This is a genomic window from Laspinema olomoucense D3b, from assembly GCF_025370785.1.
In the GTDB taxonomy this organism is placed as follows: Bacteria; Cyanobacteriota; Cyanobacteriia; order Cyanobacteriales; family Laspinemataceae; genus Laspinema; species Laspinema olomoucense.
Window position 1 is genome coordinate 29,762 of sequence record NZ_JAMXFA010000042.1, and the last position, 19,964, is coordinate 49,725.

General features: G+C 47.7%; 13 protein-coding genes. 10 read left to right on the forward strand and 3 right to left on the reverse strand.

Features of this window, described 5'->3' with window-relative positions; translation table 11 throughout:
* The first annotated feature begins 24 nt into the window (after window positions 1–24).
* The 4 genes from dndE to NG792_RS23735 all read left to right on the forward strand — a co-directional run bounded on the left by dndE (window position 25) and on the right by NG792_RS23735 (window position 4,670).
* Window positions 25–444 (forward strand): DNA sulfur modification protein DndE, encoded by a 420-nt coding sequence (gene dndE / locus NG792_RS23720; RefSeq protein WP_261201159.1) that lies wholly within the window; start codon window positions 25–27, stop codon window positions 442–444.
* A gap of 58 nt (window positions 445–502) precedes the next feature.
* Window positions 503–1,033 carry a DUF1499 domain-containing protein gene (locus NG792_RS23725; RefSeq protein ID WP_261201160.1) on the forward strand — a complete coding sequence of 177 codons (531 nt, stop codon included), beginning with the start codon at window positions 503–505 and terminating at the stop codon, window positions 1,031–1,033.
* Window positions 1,034–1,151: 118 nt separating this feature from the next.
* Window positions 1,152–4,097, forward strand: a complete 2,946-nt coding sequence (locus NG792_RS23730; RefSeq protein WP_261237028.1) for a DNA phosphorothioation-associated putative methyltransferase — start codon at window positions 1,152–1,154, stop codon at window positions 4,095–4,097.
* Window positions 4,098–4,127: 30 nt separating this feature from the next.
* A complete protein-coding gene (locus NG792_RS23735; RefSeq protein WP_261237029.1) occupies window positions 4,128–4,670 on the forward strand; it encodes a Uma2 family endonuclease in 543 nt (180 codons plus the stop codon).
* A 102-nt stretch (window positions 4,671–4,772) separates the two neighbouring features.
* Here the strand turns inward: NG792_RS23735 and NG792_RS23740 are convergent, their stop codons facing one another.
* Window positions 4,773–5,348 carry a hypothetical protein gene (locus NG792_RS23740; protein ID WP_261237030.1) on the reverse strand — a complete coding sequence of 192 codons (576 nt, stop codon included), beginning with the start codon at window positions 5,346–5,348 and terminating at the stop codon, window positions 4,773–4,775.
* Window positions 5,349–5,615: 267 nt separating this feature from the next.
* Between NG792_RS23740 and NG792_RS23745 the strand changes: the two genes are divergently transcribed.
* The 3 genes from NG792_RS23745 to NG792_RS23755 all read left to right on the forward strand — a co-directional run bounded on the left by NG792_RS23745 (window position 5,616) and on the right by NG792_RS23755 (window position 10,439).
* A complete protein-coding gene (locus NG792_RS23745; RefSeq protein ID WP_261237031.1) occupies window positions 5,616–7,067 on the forward strand; it encodes a bifunctional orotidine-5'-phosphate decarboxylase/orotate phosphoribosyltransferase in 1,452 nt (483 codons plus the stop codon).
* Between the two features lie 499 nt (window positions 7,068–7,566).
* Window positions 7,567–10,053, forward strand: coding sequence for an ATP-binding protein (locus NG792_RS23750; protein ID WP_261237032.1), 2,487 nt, complete (start codon window positions 7,567–7,569; stop codon window positions 10,051–10,053).
* A gap of 245 nt (window positions 10,054–10,298) precedes the next feature.
* The gene (locus tag NG792_RS23755) at window positions 10,299–10,439 is read left to right on the forward strand and encodes a hypothetical protein (RefSeq protein WP_261237033.1); all 141 of its coding nucleotides are present in this window, start codon (window positions 10,299–10,301) and stop codon (window positions 10,437–10,439) included.
* 390 nt (window positions 10,440–10,829) lie between these two features.
* Here NG792_RS23755 and NG792_RS23760 read toward each other — a convergent pair whose 3' ends face one another.
* Window positions 10,830–14,213, reverse strand: coding sequence for a hybrid sensor histidine kinase/response regulator (locus NG792_RS23760; RefSeq protein WP_261237034.1), 3,384 nt, complete (start codon window positions 14,211–14,213; stop codon window positions 10,830–10,832).
* Between the two features lie 318 nt (window positions 14,214–14,531).
* Here NG792_RS23760 and NG792_RS23765 point away from each other — a divergent pair, with 318 nt between their 5' ends.
* The 3 genes from NG792_RS23765 (at window position 14,532) to NG792_RS23775 (ending at window position 17,206) form a co-directional block, all read left to right on the forward strand.
* Window positions 14,532–15,836: a coiled-coil domain-containing protein gene (locus NG792_RS23765; protein WP_261201168.1), complete on the forward strand. Its 1,305-nt coding sequence runs from the start codon at window positions 14,532–14,534 to the stop codon at window positions 15,834–15,836.
* Window positions 15,837–15,894: 58 nt separating this feature from the next.
* A complete protein-coding gene (locus NG792_RS23770; RefSeq protein WP_261201169.1) occupies window positions 15,895–16,095 on the forward strand; it encodes a hypothetical protein in 201 nt (66 codons plus the stop codon).
* A 145-nt stretch (window positions 16,096–16,240) separates the two neighbouring features.
* The gene (locus tag NG792_RS23775) at window positions 16,241–17,206 is read left to right on the forward strand and encodes a hypothetical protein (protein WP_261201170.1); all 966 of its coding nucleotides are present in this window, start codon (window positions 16,241–16,243) and stop codon (window positions 17,204–17,206) included.
* A 170-nt stretch (window positions 17,207–17,376) separates the two neighbouring features.
* Here NG792_RS23775 and priA read toward each other — a convergent pair whose 3' ends face one another.
* The gene (gene priA / locus NG792_RS23780; protein ID WP_261201180.1) at window positions 17,377–19,953 is read right to left on the reverse strand and encodes a primosomal protein N'; all 2,577 of its coding nucleotides are present in this window, start codon (window positions 19,951–19,953) and stop codon (window positions 17,377–17,379) included.
* Between the last annotated feature and the right edge of the window lie 11 nt (window positions 19,954–19,964).

A 19,964-nucleotide genomic window follows, 5' to 3' on the forward strand; every position in this document is an offset into this window, starting at 1 on the left:
CTCCCCCTTTATTTTACATCATCAATGGAACCACCCCTCGACCGAATTAAACTCTCTCAAACTGCTAAAGAACAACTCAGTAAACTCAAACGTTATACGAAAATTGACCAATGGAATATTTTATGCCGCTGGGCCTTTTGTAAATCCTTGTCAGAAACTTCTACCCCTTCTCCCGTTCCCATTCCCGCCGATAGTAACGTGGAAATGAGTTGGCGAGTCTTTGGCGGAGAAATGTCAGATATTTTAATTTTGGCATTGAAACAACGCTGTCACCAAGATGGATTGGGGACGGATAAAGAGACATTGGCGAATCAGTTTCGCTTGCATCTGCATCGCGGGATTGGGTATCTGGCAGGAGACCCGAATATTAAGAAAATTGAGCATTTAATCGAGGTGGCAGTGGCGAGTCAGACAGGGGAGAAAGAATCAAAAGGGAAACAGTGAACCAGTCGTCAAATTTGCCGCTAGAATGGAAAGAGTATTTTACATCAAACGGTGATTTATGTACAACTTATCTCCTGTCAAAGTTCTCACGCTATGTTTTTCGGTCACCTTGGCAATCTTGTGTTATTTTGGTGCAACTCCTGCGGCATTCGCTGCGGAGATTTCACCGAATGCGATGATCGCCAGTCTGTTCTCCTTTTCCGGGGAACGTCCTGATAATTTAGGCGTAAGTATGGGAAAATTAGCCCCTTGTCCGAATTCTCCCAATTGTGTCTCTTCTCAAGCAGAAGAAACGGATAAAAAGCATAAAATTGAACCGTTAAAATATGAGTCTTCGGCCAAAAGAGCATTTGCTCATCTCAAGGAGATTCTCGAAGAAATGGAAAATGCCAAGGTGATTAAATCCGACGCCCATTATTTGTATGCTGAATTTACCAGTTCTTTAATGGGATATGTGGATGATGTGGAATTTTTTCTCGATCGCAAGTCTAACGTGATTCAAGTGCGATCGGCATCGCGGTTAGGACAGTCGGATTTAGGGGTAAACCGCAAACGAATCGAAGACATTCGCAGTAAATTTAGCGTCTAGTCCTCCATCGGTTTCTGGGTTGACGGGGTAGCGGCAATAAATTTTTGGACTGGCGGCAGCCATTTTGTGGTATGAAAAAGGTGGGTCACGATCGCTGCTGTGTTACACCTCCAATCTTATGGACAAATCCAGTTTGCCGCTACCCCAAACCAAACTAAACCGTTTGGCATCGGTTCACCGCCATCTACCCCGTCCCCTGCGTCTCGCCGGAGAAGCGGGAATCCTGACTGCTGAAACCACTTTTTTGGACTATGGGGGAGATCCCAATCACAATCCGGCAGATGTTGTTTATCTTGCCGATATCCTCAATATAATTCAGTCCCCGGAAGAACGTCAGGAGGTCTTGCAGGATGCCTGGAAATTGACCCAAAACCTGTTAATTGTCGCTGCATCGGTCACTATTTCTGAGGTCAATCAGGGAAAAATCGCCTACGGGAAAGAAGGCGTTATTCCCATGAATTCCGTTCATTATTATTATGAACAAGTAGAACTAAAAACCGAACTAGAACGGATTTTATCCGTAGAGGCAACCCCGGCAGGATTGGGAGTTTATTTTATCTTTCGAGATGCGGCAGATGCTCAAATTTATCGCTTCAATTTAGGCCGATCGCGTTCCGTAGTTCCTCCCTTAAATCCCGATGATACAACGTTAATTTCCCAGGAAGAAATCCTCACCCCGTTGATGGAGTTTGTCGCGGATTGGGGACGGTTACCCCAAGTAAATGAGTTATCTACCGGCAAAAAAATTGTCACCGTATTTGGCAGTTTAGAACAGGCATTTAATCAAATTAAAGAAGCAACCCAGAGTGAAATTTGGGACCAAATCCAGGAACAATGCCGCCAAGATGCCTTAATTTATCTAGCAAGTCTAATTGGGGAAAACAAGCGCGTTCCCTCCTTATCCCAATTTTCCCCTAAAATTGCCTCTAATTTTCGCCCCTTATTTGGAAATTGGACGACAGCAAAACAATTATCCCAAAACTTGTTATCCCAATTAGAAAACCCGGAGGCAGTCGCCACCGCTTGCCAAAATAGTCCCCTGGGGAAAAAGCTACCTGGTGCATTGTATATTCATGTTTGGGCGATCGAATCCTTAGACCCCATTCTGCGTTTATATGAGGCCATTAACCGTCGTCATATAGGACGAGTCGATGGGGCAACTTTAATCAAATTTAACCTGGATAAACCGATTATTTCTTACCTATTTTACCCCGAATTTGATACAGACCCCCATCCGGCATTACAGGCCAGTCTACAGATTCATTTCCCCCAGGGTCGAATTCGCTATAGAGATTATCGCCCAGCAGATAATCCCCCCATTCTCCACCGCAAAGAAACCTTTGTCACCCCGGATTATCCGCTATATAAACTCTTTGAAAACCTCACCCGAGAAGAAGAAAAATTAGGACTTTTAAACAAGTCACGGGGGATTGGAACTCGCAATGGATGGTTAGAATGTTTGGCCGATGCTGGAGTTGAAATTCAGGGACATACTGTCATTGTCACCTCCGAACCCAAGACCACTTATAAACCCCTAAAAACCACCCCCAAAATCGAACGCCATCGCGCTGCAATTGTCCGTAATGCCATCTCCCGTCCGATGCGATTAGGATTAGAAGCGGGATTTTTTACCGAAGGAACGACCTTTTTTGATTATGGATGTGGTCATGGGGGTGATATTAAACGGATTGCGGAACAAGGATTTTCGAGTAGTGGTTGGGACCCGTATTATTCCCCAGATACTCCTTTAACTCCCGCCGATGTGGTGAATTTGGGTTATATAATTAATGTCATTGAAGATTTAGAAGAACGCCGACAAGCGCTAATTCAATCCTGGGAATTGACCCAAAAAGTGTTAATTGTTGCGTCTTTAGTCTTAGTGGATGACCGGAATTCGGGTCAAGTTGCCTATGGAGATGGGGTAATTACGCGCCGCAATACCTTTCAGAAATATTATGAACAAGAAGAACTAAAACAGTATATCGAAAGCGTTTTGCAAGTGGAAGCAGTTCCTGTGGCATTGGGGATTTATTTCGTCTTTCGGGACCAACAACTCGCACAATTGATTCAATCCTATCGGTTCCGCAGTCGGACCACCGTTCCTAAACTGCTGAAAAGTTTTGATGAATATCGGGAAATCCTGACGCCACTCATGGAATTTGCCAGCGATCGCGGCAGACTACCCGTTCCCGGCGAACTCCCCCAAGAACCCCAAATTATCGCCGAATTTGGCAATTTGCGCCGCGCCTTTAAAGTGATTATGGAGTTCACTCACCCCGAAGAATGGGAGGCAATCACCGAAAAACGACGCAAAGACCTCCTCACTTATATTGCTGTCACCAACTTGTTAAAACGAGTCCAACTATCTCATTTACCCTTAGAAATTCAAAATGATATTAAAGCACTATTTCCCTCCTATCGGACCGCCTGCATTATGGCCGAACAACTGGTTTACAGTTTAAATGATATTGAATTAGTGGCCCGAAGTTGTCAAAATAGTTCCGTGGGTTTGCTCAAATCCAACAGTTTTACAATTCACATTTCTGCCTTAGAAACCCTCGAACCCTTACTGAGAATTTATGAAGGGGTCGTTAGTCGAGCAATTGGCCGGATGGATGAGGCAACCTTAATTAAGTTTAGCCTGAAAAAGCCAAAAATATCTTATTTATTTTACCCCCATTTCGACCAAGAAACTCATCCCATATTACATACCCAGATGGATATTGACTTAATCGATTTACGGGTAATTTATCGAGATTATGATAACGACGATAATCCGCCCATTCTTCATCGTAAAGATGCCTGCGTGACTCCGGACTATCCCCAGTATGATAAACTGGTGAAACTAACCCATCAGGAAGAAAATCGGGGATTGCTAGACCGACCCTGGGAGATTAAAACCCTCAAAAATTGGCAAAAACGGTTAGAAGAAAACTGTGCGGAGATTCGGGGAAATATAGTATATTGGCGCAAAGATGCTGACCCCTATCGCCTGAAAATCCTCAAAGCGGCAATGCGATCGCGTCAGAAAAAGCCAGTGCAACCTGACCCAAATTTAAGCTAAACTAAAATAAAGCAACCGAGAGGTTCAATCATGAGTTTAACAATTACCGACTTGGAACAAGTCCAACGGGAACATCCCGAGTGGAACCTGGAATTAATTGACGGAGGGATTAAGGCAATGGGTCCATCTGACGACACCTCTAGCGAAATTGGTGCGCGGTTTTGCCGATTTTTAGGCAACTGGGTTGATCCCCGTCGATTAGGGCGAGTTTATGATTCTAGTGGGGGATTTATCCTCCCCAATACCGACTTGCGTGCACCGGATGTATCCTTTGTTCGGGCGGACCGAATTAAGCGCAGCAATCGGGATTTTGTGCGCCTAGTTCCCGATTTGATGGTAGAAATTAAATCAAAAAGCGATCGCATTAATCCCCTCGCCGATAAAATAAAACTTTTTTTAGCATTAGGAACTACCGTCGGGATATTAGTTGACCCGGATAAAGAAACCGTAACTGTCTATCGTCCCACCGGAGAAACTACCGTACTAAATACTGAAGATACTTTAACAATTCCTGAATTATTTCCCGGTTGGGAAATGCCAATTGCTGATTTATGGCCGCCGGTATTTGAGTAATAAAACTGTTGGGTTCCCTCATTAAATCAGTTTTAATATATTAGCCCGCGCAGGCGGGCTTTGTCCCTATAGCCCCACCCTTGAGGGTGTGGGTTTATTTAATTATTTAATACTTCTTGCCAACTCCACCCACTTCTCAATCCCTTTCTTAGTCGGCTGTCTTCCTTGAGTAAAAGTCCAAATATCCCGCTTGTGTTGGGGACCGTAACTAATATGAATGGGCCGATTTTCCCCATAAAAATAAAGCGAATCAAAGGGTAATGGACGCGCCAATATCCACTCGACTAAATCTGCACTGGATAAATCGAGAATCAGAAAATCACAGGAAGCCCCGAGGCGGTTACAATAATATTTCCCCCTTTGATTCACCTCATGGGCCAAATGTTGGTCAAGTTCCGGGGCTACTCGACCATTTTTTTGTCCCGTTACCGGGTCTTTTTTCTCCAGATATCGCTTTAAGTCTTTAGAACAAAATCCATAAGTCAAGCGGAACCGATCGCGTCCAAACTCGTCGATAACTGGATCAAGGATGGCCTCGATTAACGCCGAAATTGCCGGAATCGTTTCCTGGAGGTTTTCAGGAAAGGGATGAATCTGATCCTTATAGGTCCGATAAGTTTGCGTACAGGTACAAAATTCTTCTAGGGTGAGGTATTTGCCAATTTTTTCTCCATTCATCGTTGCGATCGCTCATTAATGGTAAAATAAGCCAGAATCAGGGCCACAACAGATTACTCTGTTCCCACCTCCTGCGTTCATTCCCTAAGTTATACTCCATTGATATCGTCAATCTCCGGTTTTAACAATAATTCACAGCATTCGTGAATGGCCAATTGCTAATTTTAGACCGGGTTGGACGCCGATCGCCGTGGGTCATTTCCCCGGTGAGTAAAACCGGGGGAGGTGAGCAAAATTCGTGCAAAATCGATATAATCTCCACCCACTATGATTAATTTTAGCGATAAATTGCAAAGTGCGATCGACCGCAATAACAGCCTTCTGTGTGTGGGACTCGACCCGGATCCAGAGGCGCTGCCCTCCCGGTTCGGAACCCCGGACAACCCGGACACTGCCATCGCGCAGTTGACGGATTGGCTGCATTTTATCATTGCCCAAACTGCTGAACTGGTTTGTGCCTACAAACCAACCCTCGGATTTTACACCGCATTGGGTGCGGATGGCCTAAATTTATTGCAGCAAATTTTACAAGCCATTCCCCCTTGCCTGCCGGTGATTTTAGATGTCAAACACTCGGATCTCAACAGTAGTACCGTATTTGCCCAGACGATTTTTGACCGTTGGCAGGTGGATGCGGTGACCCTGAGTCCGTATCCCGGCCAAGATTTGGCGGCCCCATTTTTACTGTATCCCGATAAAGCAGTCTTTGTCCTGTGTCACACCTCCAATCCGGCGGCGCAAGTCTTGCAGCATTATCCTAAAAATGATGCACCCCTGTACCTACAAATTGTTAAAGAGATCCGGACTTGGGGGACTCCGGAACAGGTAGCAGTCGAGGTGGGAACCAATACGCCGGAAGTCTTGGCGCGAGTCAGGTCCGTTGCCCCAGAACGGCTGATTCTCGCCCGCAGTATCTGGTCGGAAGGAACGGTTTTAGCTAACATCCTCAAGGCCGGTTTAAATAGTCAAGGGGATGGATTAATCCTCCCGGTTCCCCAAGATTATTTAAGTAGTGAAAATGCCGGTTCTCTAATTTTAGGATTGCGAGAAACGATTAATCAAGTCAGAGTTCGCATTCCATCAGAGGCACAAGCGTGCCCGGTGTGGTTTCCCGATATTCCCACCACCAATGCTCATCCGCATACGGATTTAATTTTGCAACTCTATGATTTGGGTTGCATCATGTTTGGAGAATATGTCCAAGCATCTGGAGAAACCTTTCCCTATTATGTGGATTTGCGAACAATTATCTCAAATCCGCAAATTTTTGATAAAATTATTGGTGCTTATGCGGAGGTTTTACAAACCCTAAAATTTGACCGTATTGCCGGAATTCCCTACGGGGCCTTACCCACGGCCACGGGTCTCTCTTTGCGTTTAAATTATCCGATGATTTTTCCACGGAAAGAAGTGAAAGCACATGGAACGCGGCGGTTAGTGGAAGGTCATTTTAATCCCGGGGAAACCGTTGTAGTCGTGGATGATATTCTGATTAGTGGAAAAAGTGCGATGGAAGGGGCGCAAAAGCTGCAATCCACCGGGTTGAAGGTGGAGGATATTGTGGTCTTTATTGACCATGAAAAAGGGGTGAAACAGCGATTAAAAGTCAATGGGTATCAAGCTCATTCTGTCTTGACCCTTTCGGAAATAGCCGAAACCCTTTATGATGCAGGTCGCATTAACGATCGCCAATTCCAGTTTTTTAAAGATACCCATTAATTCCCCTGGGGAAACCCGGATTTGGCTCGATGATGGCGCTTGATTCGGCCATTGTGTCTATGTATAGCCCCCAGGGGACAAGGATGATTTGAGATTGGGGGCAGTGCTCACAGGGGAAACTCACGGTCCCGGGGCTGCAAAAGGGCGATCGCTGCCGATCCGGTTGCCCTCTCTCACAAAGCGGAGATTTGGGCAGTAGTGGAGGGGCGATAGTTCTGGGCTTTTATGAACCCTGAACCCTCCTGACTTCCGAGGGTTTATTTCGCAATTGGGACTTAAAAAATCACCAAATTAAGAATTGTTAAGAAAAAAATTTTTTGGCTAAAAAGTAAAGTATGGGTCAACGGTTATGATAAAATTTTAAGAAAATATTAAGGAAAAGAACAGGCTAAAATACACCCTCCAATTCCATAACCCCAACGGTCAAATTTCCTCCCTCTCTAAACCCAGTTGTCCTCAAACCCGGTCCTTAATTCACCCAGACAGTCGGAGACTTCACATGATGCAGCCAGAAACACTAAGTTGGGCAAACTACGAACGAGAACCGATCCAAAGTCCCGGTTTAATCCAACCTCATGGGGTCCTGTTCGTCATGTCCCAGGAACTCAATATATTACAAGTTAGCAACAATACCGCTAAGTTTTTTGGACGCCCACCAGAAACTTTTCTGGACCAGCCCTTAGAGATGTTACTGGATGCCACTCAAATCAATGTTATCAAGGAATCTATCAATTATCATAACTTGGGAAGTGTGAATCCTATCAATATAACCATTCATACTGACTGGAAAACCCTCTATTTTGATGGCATCATTCATCACTCTCATCCCGATTGTCTTATTTTAGAGCTAGAACCCGCCCTTTCTCCAAAAACTGTGGGATTTTTAAGCTTTTATAAGTTGGTGGAAGCGGCTGCATCTACGATTCAAAATTCCAAAAATTTTCAAGAACTCTGCGAATTCGTAGTAAAAGAAGTTAGAAATATTACGGGATTTGATAGAGTAATGCTCTATCGATTTGATACCGCAGGGCATGGGACCGTTTTGGCCGAGGAAAAACTGGATTCTATGGACTCTTGGTTAAACTTAAATTATCCCGCCGAGGATATTCCCCCCCAGGCGAGACAACTTTATTCAATTAATTTTCTGCGATTAATTGCCGATGTCAACTACAAGCCTGTGGCGATTGTTCCAACACTTAATCCCCTAGACAAAAGGCCCCTTGACTTGAGCCATTCGGTTCTTCGCAGCGTGTCCCCATGTCATATCGAGTATCTTCAAAATATGAAGGTCAGTGCATCTATGTCGATCTCCATCGTCAAAGAGGGAAAACTCTGGGGACTGGTTGCCTGTCATCATAACTCTCCTAAATATGTGTCTTATGAAGTGAGAAAAGCCTGCGAATTCTTTGGAAAGGTGATGGCATTGGAACTCCGGTCTAAAGAAGATGATAGCTACTATGAATATCGCCTGCAATTGCAAGCGACTACCGCAAAATTAGTAGAATATATGTCCGGGGAGACTAATTTTATTGACGGATTAGTAAACTTTAAACCGAACTTACTAGAACTGGTCAGGGCTGATGGGGCGGTGATTTATTATAAAGGAACTTGTTGGTCCCTGGGCAATACTCCCAGCAGCGATCGCATTGAGCGTCTGATTCAGTGGTTGGAAAAACAAAACTTTCCCAGCATTTACCATACTGATACCCTTCCCAGTGTTTATCGCGAAGCCGAAACTTATAAAGATATCGCCAGCGGCTTGCTGGCAGTGGCGATTTCCAAAGAACCAAAGCATTATGTGTTATGGTTTAGATCCGAGATGATTCATCAGGTCACTTGGGCAGGAGACCCGAATACTCCCTTTGAACTGTTACCGGGAAGAAATCCGCGACTGCATCCTCGCAAATCCTTTGAAGTGTGGCAAGAAATTGTCAAATTAAAATCTTTACCTTGGAAACCCTGTGAAATTGATGCCGCATTAGACCTCAAAAATGCGATCGTGACCATCGTTCTGCGGCAGGCGGATGAACTGGCAAAATTAAATGCAGCCTTGCAGGAATCCGAAGCGAAAACCACAGAAAACGCCAATCAGCTTGCCCAAGCCCTGCAAGAACTCCAGCGGACCCAAACCCAGTTAATCGAACAAGGAAAGATGTCGGACCTGGGGGATTTGATTGCCAGTATAGCTGCTGAAATTACGAATCCGATTAACTTCATCACGGGAAATTTGTCTCATGCTCAGGAGTATGCGGAGGATTTATTAAATCTATTGTATCTTTATCAACAGCACTATCCTGAACCTGTCCCAGAGATTTTAGAAACGATAGAATCAATTGATCTAGAATTCACTTCCCAAGATTTTTCCAACCTGATCGAGTCGATGAAAGGAGGGGCGGAACGAATTCGAGATTTAGTTAATGCGTTGCGAAATTTCATGCGATTGAATGAATCTGAATTGAAGGCGGTAGACATTCATGAGGGAATTAATAGCACGTTATTGATTTTACAACATCGATTCAAAGGGAAAGGGGATTCCCGAGGAATTCAAATTGTCAAAGCTTATGGAAACCTGCCCGAGGTGGAGTGCTATCCTAGCCAACTGAATCAAGTGTTTATGAATCTGCTCTCTAATGCGATCGATGCGTTAGAGTCCCACCCCAATCACCCGGGACAAAAAACCATTCTGATTCGCACAGAAGCCCTGGGAGGCGATCGCGTCTTAATTAGTATTGCCGATAACGGGGTGGGGATTAACCCAACCTTTCAGGAGCAAATCTTTGAGCCCTTTTATACTACCAAATCGCCGAAAAAATCCCTCGGGGTTGGGTTAGCGATCGCCAAGGAAGTTGTGGTAGAGAAACATCAAGGTGAGATTCGCTGTATTTCCGAACTGTCCCAAGGGGCAGAATTCATCCTGGAAATTCCCACCAAGCAGCCGTATCCGACTCGTACGCCATCCCTTGAGGCAGCAGGAAAAACCCCCTAGCACAATGTTTCACCCCCATCCAGCATTGGTAGAGTCACGAGACGAAAAACCGGCTTGGGGGCAGAAAATTCCGAGCAATCCGCCGTAAATCAGGGCGGTGAAAGCCGGTTTCTTGTCCCGGGGTGAATCCCTCTACCAGCCCTGTAGAAGACCGTAAAATCAGGGATTCAATGCCCTGAGAGTTGCCATTCAAAGAAGCAACTCGGTATGCATTCGGCGCTAAATATCATTGAGAATATCGGTTTGTGCTTTACCGTGACAGGGTAGATAGACCTGGGGAACCCTACAACTGCGGCGATCGCATTCTAGTCCAAGGTAATGGGACGAGAGTTTCCTTTGAGGAAGATGGGGTGGAAGATATGATTTGTCCCCCGGGTAAATCCTAATCCATCGATTGACAGGGGTGCAATTCTACGTTAATATAACAAGTCTAACTCAGTTGCACTGGAGTTGGTTCGCGTAGCCTGTGCCTTTGCCCAAATATCTGGCTTGCTTTCTTGATGTTAGAATTATGTTAAAATAATTTAGGCTAACCTATAATTGGGGATGTTGCTATTTTTTCCCCGGCCATTTTGTCCCCATTTCCGTAAGAGCAGAAAAGACTAAATAGAGAATTAACGCCCCCATACAGCCGATAAAAACAAGCCAATCGTGACTCATCAAAAACTTCCATTTTTACAAACAAGCGGTAAGAAACTGGATTGATGACATTAATCCGAGATGTTCAGGATGACCCCTATCCCAAGTTAGGGGAAGTGATATACTGCCCGAACTTTCTACTTTGAGTCAACCCCTGGAGAAGTTTGGAGAAGTTGAGCGATCGCCTGAATGAACAGATCCGGCTCAATGGGTTTAGACAGATGTAACTGAAACCCCGCTAAAAGAGCTTGTTGACGATCCAGTTCACTGGCATAGGCAGTAAGAGCGATCGCCGGAATTTTGCCCCCCAGTTCGGGAGGAAAGGAGCGCACCTGACGGATAAACATATATCCATCAACATCGGGCATTCCGATATCACAAACCAGCAGATCATAGAGGTTTTGATGCAAGGCAATGAGTGCCTCAGCAGCAGTGGCGCAGGAAGTCACCTGTGCGTGAGCTTGCTCCAAGGTAAAAGCTCCCAACTCCCGCAGATCCGGTTCATCATCCACCAGCAGCACGCGCAGGCCCTGTAAATTCTCCATCCGACCCAGGGGAGGGCGATCGCCCGTATCCGGATTTGCCTCCACAGACATCAGGGGTAAATGGACCGTAAAGCTTGAGCCTAAGCCCTCCCCGGGACTTTCTGCCATCACCGAACCCCCATGCTGTTCCACAATATAGCGGACGATCGCCAATCCCAATCCCAGACCCCCAAAAGAGCGAGTCGTCCCGCCATCTTCCTGGCGAAAATATTCAAACACATAAGGCAGAAACTGGGGAGCAATACCTTTTCCCGTATCCTTCACCTGAATCTGAGCCATTGAATCCACCTGACCTAAAATCACCTCAATTTTCCCATTAGCCGGGGTAAACTTCACCGCATTAGAGAGCAGATTCCAGAACACTTGTTGAAGGCGAATCACATCACCTGCCACTGGACTAGCGACCTTATCAAATCGAGTTTCGAGGTGAATAGATTTCGCCTCCGCTGCCAAGCTAACGGTTTCTAAGGCTCCGGTGATGGCCGAGATTAAATTAACAGGTTGGACATTCAGGGTTAATTTGCCGCGCAGAATCCGAGAAACATCAAGTAAATCCTCAATTAATTGAGTTTGTAACAGGGCATTGCGCTCGATAGTTTCTAAAGCTTTATCAATGGTTTTTTGGTCAAAGGTCCGGGAACGGAGCAACTTAGCCCAGCCTAAAATCGGATTGAGGGGCGATCGCAATTCATGAGAGAGCACCGCCAAAAATTCATCCTTAATCCGGTTAGCCGATTCCGCATCTTCTCGGGCCGCACGTTCTCGCTTAAGGAGTTGTTCGCGCTCCCGTTCCATTTGTTTGCGCTCGGTCAAATCCAGGACAAAAGCGATCGCCTTATCCGCCGTTTCTTCTAACCGGGCAGCCCCAAGTAACACCGGGACCCGACCCCCATCGGCGCGGATACATTCCATTTCAAAAGGAGTGAACGCCCCAGTTTCTTGCAATTCCTGAGTGAGGCGGCGATCGCCCTCAAAAGATTCGGGAGGGGCAATTTCCAGCCAATGAATTTTACCCGAGGCTAAATCAGCGCGAGTATAGCCCATCATCTGAAGAAATTCATCATTAGCTTCGAGTACCGGGCCTTCAATTTCCACCACGATCGCCCCAATAATATTCGATTCCACCAAGCGGCGAAATTTCGCCTCACTTTGTCGTAACTCCGCCTCAGCGCGATCGCGTTCTTGGGTGCGTCGAACCAGGCGATCGCGCATAGTTCCAAACACCAAAGATAAATTCGCCAGTTCCGTAATATTGCTACGCGGTAGAGGCGCTTGGGAATTGCCCTGTCCTAACTCTTGTGCGGCAAATGCCAGGGTTCTCAGGGGATGGGTCAAGCGGTGAGAGAGAAACCCCCCGATCGCCAGGGAAGCCGTTGCCACCGCCAACAGCACCACAAAATCCCGCTCCCGTCTAACATTCAAAGTTCCTAACACTTCCTCTGCCGGACGTTCCACGATCGCACCCCAGCCAAAAGCCGGGACTCGGGCATACCCCACCAATTCTCGGACAGATCCATTCCAGTAGCTGAGTTTTCCCAAGGAAATGGGACTGTTTAAAAGGGCAGCCACCGGAGGCACGTGGGCGAAGTCCGCAAAAGAATTGACCAACTCCATATTGGGATGAGCAATCACCCGACCTTTCTTATCAACCAGATAAGCTTTTAGATTCGTATCCGACGCCATCCGACCCAGTTGCGCCATAATCCGTGACGAGGCGATCGAACCCGCGATAACCCCGGCAAATTCACCCTGAGAATTTTTGAGCGGCACCAGAAACAACGCCACCGGCAGATTCATTGTTCTATTCATCTGAAAATTTAGAAGAGGTTCATCCATCAGGCGGACCTCTTGAAAAGGGGCCGTATCCCCAATCGGGGCACCCAGGGGTTGGTTATCGCTGCGGGCAATCTCCTGACCCTTAGCATTGAAGGTACTTAAGAGCATAATATCGGGATAAGCCCCATGAAAAACCTTGAGGAGAGACTCCTGTTTTTCCGGCTCCATTTCCACCAATCCGGGGTGATTCGCCAGAGCAATCAGGGCAGAACGGTGAAGATTGATATAGGTAGCCATATCCTGAGAGAGGGCAACCGCCAGGGACTGCTGGACCGCCAGAGAGCGCTCGATCGTGGCTTGTTCTTGGGGGAGGGACACCAGGGTAGTTAAAGAGAGTAGGGGTAAAGTCACGATGCCAATCGAGGCGACGGCAACTCGGGTTTGTAACGAATGAGGATCCAGACGGTTCAGGCGCTTGCCAATCCAAGGGAGGAATGCCAAAGCCGTTCCCAACCCTCCGTAGGAGAGTACCCCATTCCACAGAGAAAACCCCCTCCCTAGAATCCAGGTCCAAAGGAAGACCCCCGCGAAGAAATGCACCAATTGAAACAGCCAGCGAGGGACTTTAGGGTAAAACTGAACCCCGACAACACTCACGCCAATCCCGAGATAGAGGAGGGTGTAGGGTATCCGGTAGGCAGGCACCACCGAGGACCAGGATTCCTGTAATTTTGGATTCAAGAGGATGAGGAACAGCAGTCCTTCTATCACCATTCTCAATCCCATTGCCACTGCAAACAGGTCGATCGCCCCTGTCTTCCCCTCCTTCTGGCGATATCTACCCTCATCCTCAGAAGATAGAAACGGGGCGATCGCCAGAGCCAATCCCAATATCATCGCCCCCACCACCCCCATCAACTTGCCCTCGGAGGCATATCCGATTCCAATCTGGAACAACACCACCCCCGCCAAGAAATGAGCAGTGAGGATACTCCACCGCAGGGGTAACAGGGTCGCCACCCCAATCAACGCAGCACCCACCATCACTTGCAACGCGCCCAACCCCGTCACATAAGGTTGAAACGGGGCAAAAATATCGGTGGCGACCTTATGTGGCAACATCAGCATCAATGTTCCCCGGATGGCAAGATAAATGCCAATAAACCATTGAAGCGTATCAATCCGGATAGGGCGTTTCATCAAGTTTTCTCGTCAATGGTGAATGATGGAAACCAGGGCATCAGGGGAATCGCCAGTTTGGGAGCAGGTCAATCGAATACGGCCAAATTTTTCTGGGGTGTGGACTTATGATTTTAGCATGGACAGCAGAGGCTAGACTTGGCACTCGACCCTCCTAGGACCCCGTTAGGGATTTAGATCCCAAGGGGAAGAAAGCGGGTTTCTGACCCGAGAAAAACTTACTCATGAGCATAAATTTTGTCAATAACCCCGGTTTCCAATTCAGTCTAAACGGACTCGACTCATGAGGTACTCATCGAGATCAAGACAGGAGTGATCGTGCAAACTTATTTAATTTACCCTCAACTATTTCTATTTGCTTATGACCGACAGGTTCCCGGTTCTGAAGGGGGAAATGGAAAGGACTGGGATGCTTTGCGCGATCGCCTGCAAATTCATCCCGAGGCCAATCAACCCGGCGATCGCGATTATCTGTTTCGCAACCCGGACGGACAAGGGTTTTACCTGCGCTATGGCGTGGGTGATACCCAGAGTCTGATGGTTGCATTGATGCCTCATTCTGACGAAACCTGCGATATCACCCTCTTATCTGGCTTTCGTCATACCCTGGATGTTTCTGCCAATTTGGGCAAAACTTGGCTAATTTTAGGCTATGTCAACAGTCGCTCCGATGCCGTTCATTTTCAAGCTGCTCACGCCGCCTATCAAGGGTTTTATCCATCAAAATCCGTTCCCGCTTTTCATCCCAGTAAATTACTGAATTGTTCCTTGTTTGAGGTCCGGGAATCTCCTCAAGATTGGCAGAATTCTGACCAAGAACTAGAAGTGATCATCATTTGTATTTGTCCCTCGAAATCCGCTTTAAAACGAGTGGCCGACTTATATTTTGAGTGGCTGTGGTTATTTCTGGATCGCCATCAAATTTGGTCAGCTTATCGCACCAGCCAACTCATCCAAAAGGCGTTAGAAGAACAAGGAATTTTCAGAAGTTGCTCAATTTTACCGGAACTCCCCGAACTGATGCGATCGTCTCCGGCGATTTCCCTTCAAAATTTATCCAATCTCCAATCCCAATTGGCTCAAAATCTGGGAACTTTAGCGCAACATCGCGCAGGATTGGAAGCCTTAGAAACCCAACGCCATACTTTAAGTAGCCATTTAAGAGATTATGAGAAACGATTGCAGCGGATTCAAGAGCAACTCCAGGAAGAAATGGCCACCAGTGACTTAAAAGTTTGGGTTGAATTTAGAGATTATATCGCCCCTCAATATCAAGGGGAACTCGAACAACAATGGCGGGGATTTAAGATGGGATTGCTCAGGCGAGAACAATCCTTACAAGAAATAGCAGCAGTGCTAAAGCGCGCTGAAATCAAAGAACGCGATCGCCGTTTGGAAAATGCGATCGCCGCTGCTGCAATGGGAGTCGGGACAACCACTGCATCGGCCATTTCTCTGACTCAGGCGCTCTCCAAACTATCGCCACCGGCATCCCGAGATGAATTCACCCCAACTCAGCTTGGATTAAATTATGGGTTAGTATTGTTGGTGAGTATTTTCCTGGGAATTCTGTGCGCCGGAGTGAGTTGGAGGGGATTAAATCGCTGGCGATCGCCCCAGTGAAATTCCCCCCACTGCACTTATCATCCCCAAGATTCAAGCTAAATCTATCTCCAGGAGGATGTCAACGGTCCCCCTTACCCAATTAGCCCAAACTGACTTGAAAGCTGAGGCGATCGCGGCAATCCTAGCACCTGAATTCTGGGGGGGATTCCTCAAACAAAACCGGGTGACTCTTCTGATTCCTCCACCCCCGAGTCTCCCCTGGAGCAAACTATGCCTACAGAGGATTGGCAACCCCTCATTTCATCTCTTACTCTAAAACAAGACAAACCCAGTTTTCATCCCTTAGATTCCCGAGTCTCTAACTTTTGTTTTCAGTGGTGCATCCCCCTGAATGAGAACGGGTTCTCAGTCCAATTAACAAGCAACCCTAAGTTATCAGTCAATCTCAACAAAACATAATCATGCAACCTGTTAATCTCTCTAAAATAGTTTTGGCAAGTGCCTGTACCTTAAGTGTACTCACTGTGCCTTTATTCAATCTCCCCGGTTTTGCTCAAACCTCACCCGATGGCATGGGGACAACTTCCCCCACTGCACCGGCTGGGACTGATGATCCCGAGGGAACCACCGATTTGGAGAACACCGACCCTTCTTATACCGACCCTAGTTATACCACGGACCCGGAAGGAATCACCCCCCCCGGAACCACGGACCCAGAAGGAGCAACGGATTTTGATACGAACTCCCCAGATTCCACCACCCCAGATTCCACCGCCCCTTATACCACGGACCCGAATCTGACCGCCCCGGCTCCCACCACCCCGGATGCGACTGCCCCTGATGCCACAGACCCTTATACTAGCGAACCGGAGAGCACGCCAACTCCCGGAACTTTCGACTCGGCTCCGATTCAACCCGATAGCACTCTAACCCCAGGTACAACTCCTGAGACAACAACTCCGGGTACGACTCCGGGTATGTCTCCGAGTATGACAACCCCGGGTACGACTCCAGGTACAACAACTCCGGGTACTACCAGTCCAGGGATGATGTCTCCGGGTACAACTCCGGATACTACCAGTCCCAGCACCACTCCAGGTACTACCACCAGTCCAAATATGACCGCTCCGAGTACAACAACTCCTGGCACAACTCCCGGAGGTACGATGGTTGTACCGAATACAACGACGACACCACGTACTACCACCCCGAATACAACGACGACACCCGGTAGTACCACCATTATCGAGCGTACCGATACAGAAACAACGACGACTCCAGCGACAACTCGTTCGGCGACTCAAACGGTCGAAACCCGCGAGCGCGATACGAATTGGGGACTTTTCGGGTTACCTGGACTCATCGGTTTAGCGGGTCTAGCAAATGCGTGGCGTCGTAATCGCCGACCCGCTGTTCACACTCGTTAAACTGCACTGCCAATTCGGTATAAGCAACACCCGGGGGGATCAATCCCCCGCCCGGTGTTGCCACAGGTGCAAGAGTTTCGATTAACTGAACTTGATATAACCGCTTTATCCTGGGAAGAGAACAGACAACTGAAGTCGTCACTCCGAACATCGGGAAACGACTTCAGTCGTTAATTCAAATTCAAGGGATCCACATCGATCGCCAAACTAATGTCTCGGGGACAGCGCGATCGCAACTCCTCCAACATCGGCAACTCCACCCGTATATTAGGCAGAAATTTAAGTAAAATTTGCCAACGATAGCGATCGGCAACCCGTAAAATCGGTGCCGGTGCCGGTCCTAACAACTCATATCCTCGGGTAAGATAGGCATCCGGTCCTCCCAGTACCTGCCCTAACTCCACTGCCGTATCCTCCACCGTCCAATCATCCCTCCCGGAAATTCTTAACAAAATCAACCGTCCATAAGGGGGATAACTCAACGCCTCTCGGTGTTCCAACTCTTGTTGGATAAAACTGTTATATTCCTGATTCCGCACCGCCTGTATCACCGGATGTTCTGGGGAATAGGTTTGTAAAATTGCCCGTCCCGGTTCATCCCCTCGACCCGCCCGACCCGCCACTTGGGTTAACATTTGAAATGCGCGTTCCGATGCTCTAAAATCCGCTAAATTTAATAACCCATCCGCTGCCACCACCCCGACTAAAGTCACTTGCGGTAAATCCAACCCTTTCGTCAGCATTTGAGTTCCCAGCAAAATATCTGCTTCCCCCGAGGCAAACTGCGACAATAATATCCGATGTGCGTCTTTCGTGCGAGTCGTATCACTATCAAAGCGAATCACACGCAACTGAGGAAACTCCCTCGCCAATTCCTGCATCACCCGCTGAGTGCCACTGCCGAAGCGCCGAAAATAGGGAGAATCACAGTCAGGACAGCGTTCCGGGGGACGACTGGTATAACTGCAATAATGACAGCGCAGAAATTCGGTCCCGCCTTCTTGAAATTGATGATAAGACAAAGAAACATCGCAATGGGGACATTCCATCACATACCCGCAACTGCGACAAGAAACAAAGGTACTATGTCCCCGGCGATGGATGAATAATATCCCTTGTCGTCCGGTTTCTCGGAGGGTACTTAACTCTTGTTGCAGGGATTCGCTAAACAGGGAACGGTTTCCTTTGCGTAATTCCTGGCGCATATCCACCACTTCCACCGGCGGCATGGGTCGAGATTCGATGCGTTCGGGTAAGCGTAGATAATGGGTGCGATCGCCCTCGGTGGGATTAAGCGCAATCTCTACCCAAGTTTCCAAAGAAGGGGTGGCAGAACCGAGAATTAGGGGACAATTGGATAATTCCGCCCGCCATTGGGCGACAGTCCGGGCGTGATAGGTGGGTGCAGGTTGGTCTTGTTTGTAACTGTCGTCGTATTCTTCATCGAGGATAATGAGGCCGAGATTGGGTAACGGGGCGAAAATGGCCGATCGCGTTCCGATCGCAATTTGCGGGGTGTCTGTGAGCATTTGTCGCCAAGTGTCGTACCGTTCACCCTGGGATAGCGCACTGTGATAAACCACCACTTTATCCCCAAATCTTGCTTGGAAGCGATCGCACAGTTGCGGCGTCAGTCCAATTTCCGGGACCAGCACAATCGCCGATTTCCCTTGTGCTAATATCGGGGCGATCGCCTGTAAATAAACCTCAGTTTTTCCCGAACCTGTCACCCCATGCAGCAACACTCGGGCATATCCGTCGATCTGATTAATCGCATCTAATGCCTGTTGCTGATACGAATTCAAAACTTTAGGTGAGTCAGGAGTTTGGGTAGGTTGCCCTGGCGATCGCAATGCTTCGCGATCGTAGATTTCCACGCACCCTTTTTCCGCCAACTTTTTCACCACTCCCGAACTCGTCTGACAGATTTTCAGCAACTCCGCCATCCACAGTTCCCCACCCCGTCGCCTTAGCACTTGTAGCACTTCTCGCTGACGCTTACTCAAATCTGGGGGAAAAGAACTGGTAATCAGAGTAACCGCCTGTTGCAGTTTCGGCGCAGGGCGACTGCCTGCCTCATAGTAACTTTCCACCCACCCCCGTTTTTTTAACTCCCTTAATCCCGAATTTGCTCCCGGTTTAACTTTACTGCGAATATATTGCAAAGTATAATCTCCAGTTCCCGAAGATTGCAACAGTTCCAGGATTTTTTGGGCAGAAATGGTTTTTAGAAACTCTTTTCCCCCTGCTGGAACTTGCTCACTCAGGCGGATTCGGTGTTGCGATCGCGCAAATAATCCCGGAGGCATTGCGGCCCGAATTACTCGCACTAAGGGAGTATAATAGTAATCTGCCACCCGTTCCAGCAGTTGCCAATAGTTGCGGGCAAAAAACCCAGAAACCACCACATCTTCAATATCTTTAATCTGATCCAGGGATAAATGTGCTGCTAATTGATCCGTAAACCGGATGGCGATCGCCCCTAACTGTTGCGATCCAAAGGGCACACTGAGAATATCCCCCGGTTGTACCGTTAACTCCGGAGGGACTCGATAAGTAAATAATTTCAGGGGTTCTTCATCCAGAGGCGTCTCTGAAGCGGGAGAGTCTACCAACACCTCGATCCAAGGCCCTTGCAGTTCCGGGTTTGTCCCTGGTGTCTCCCCGATCGCATCATAACCGCCCCCGGGTTCGGCAACCAGGCGGGCGATCGGCGATAAATCTTCCCAGGGGATATCGTATTGCATCATTGACTCAC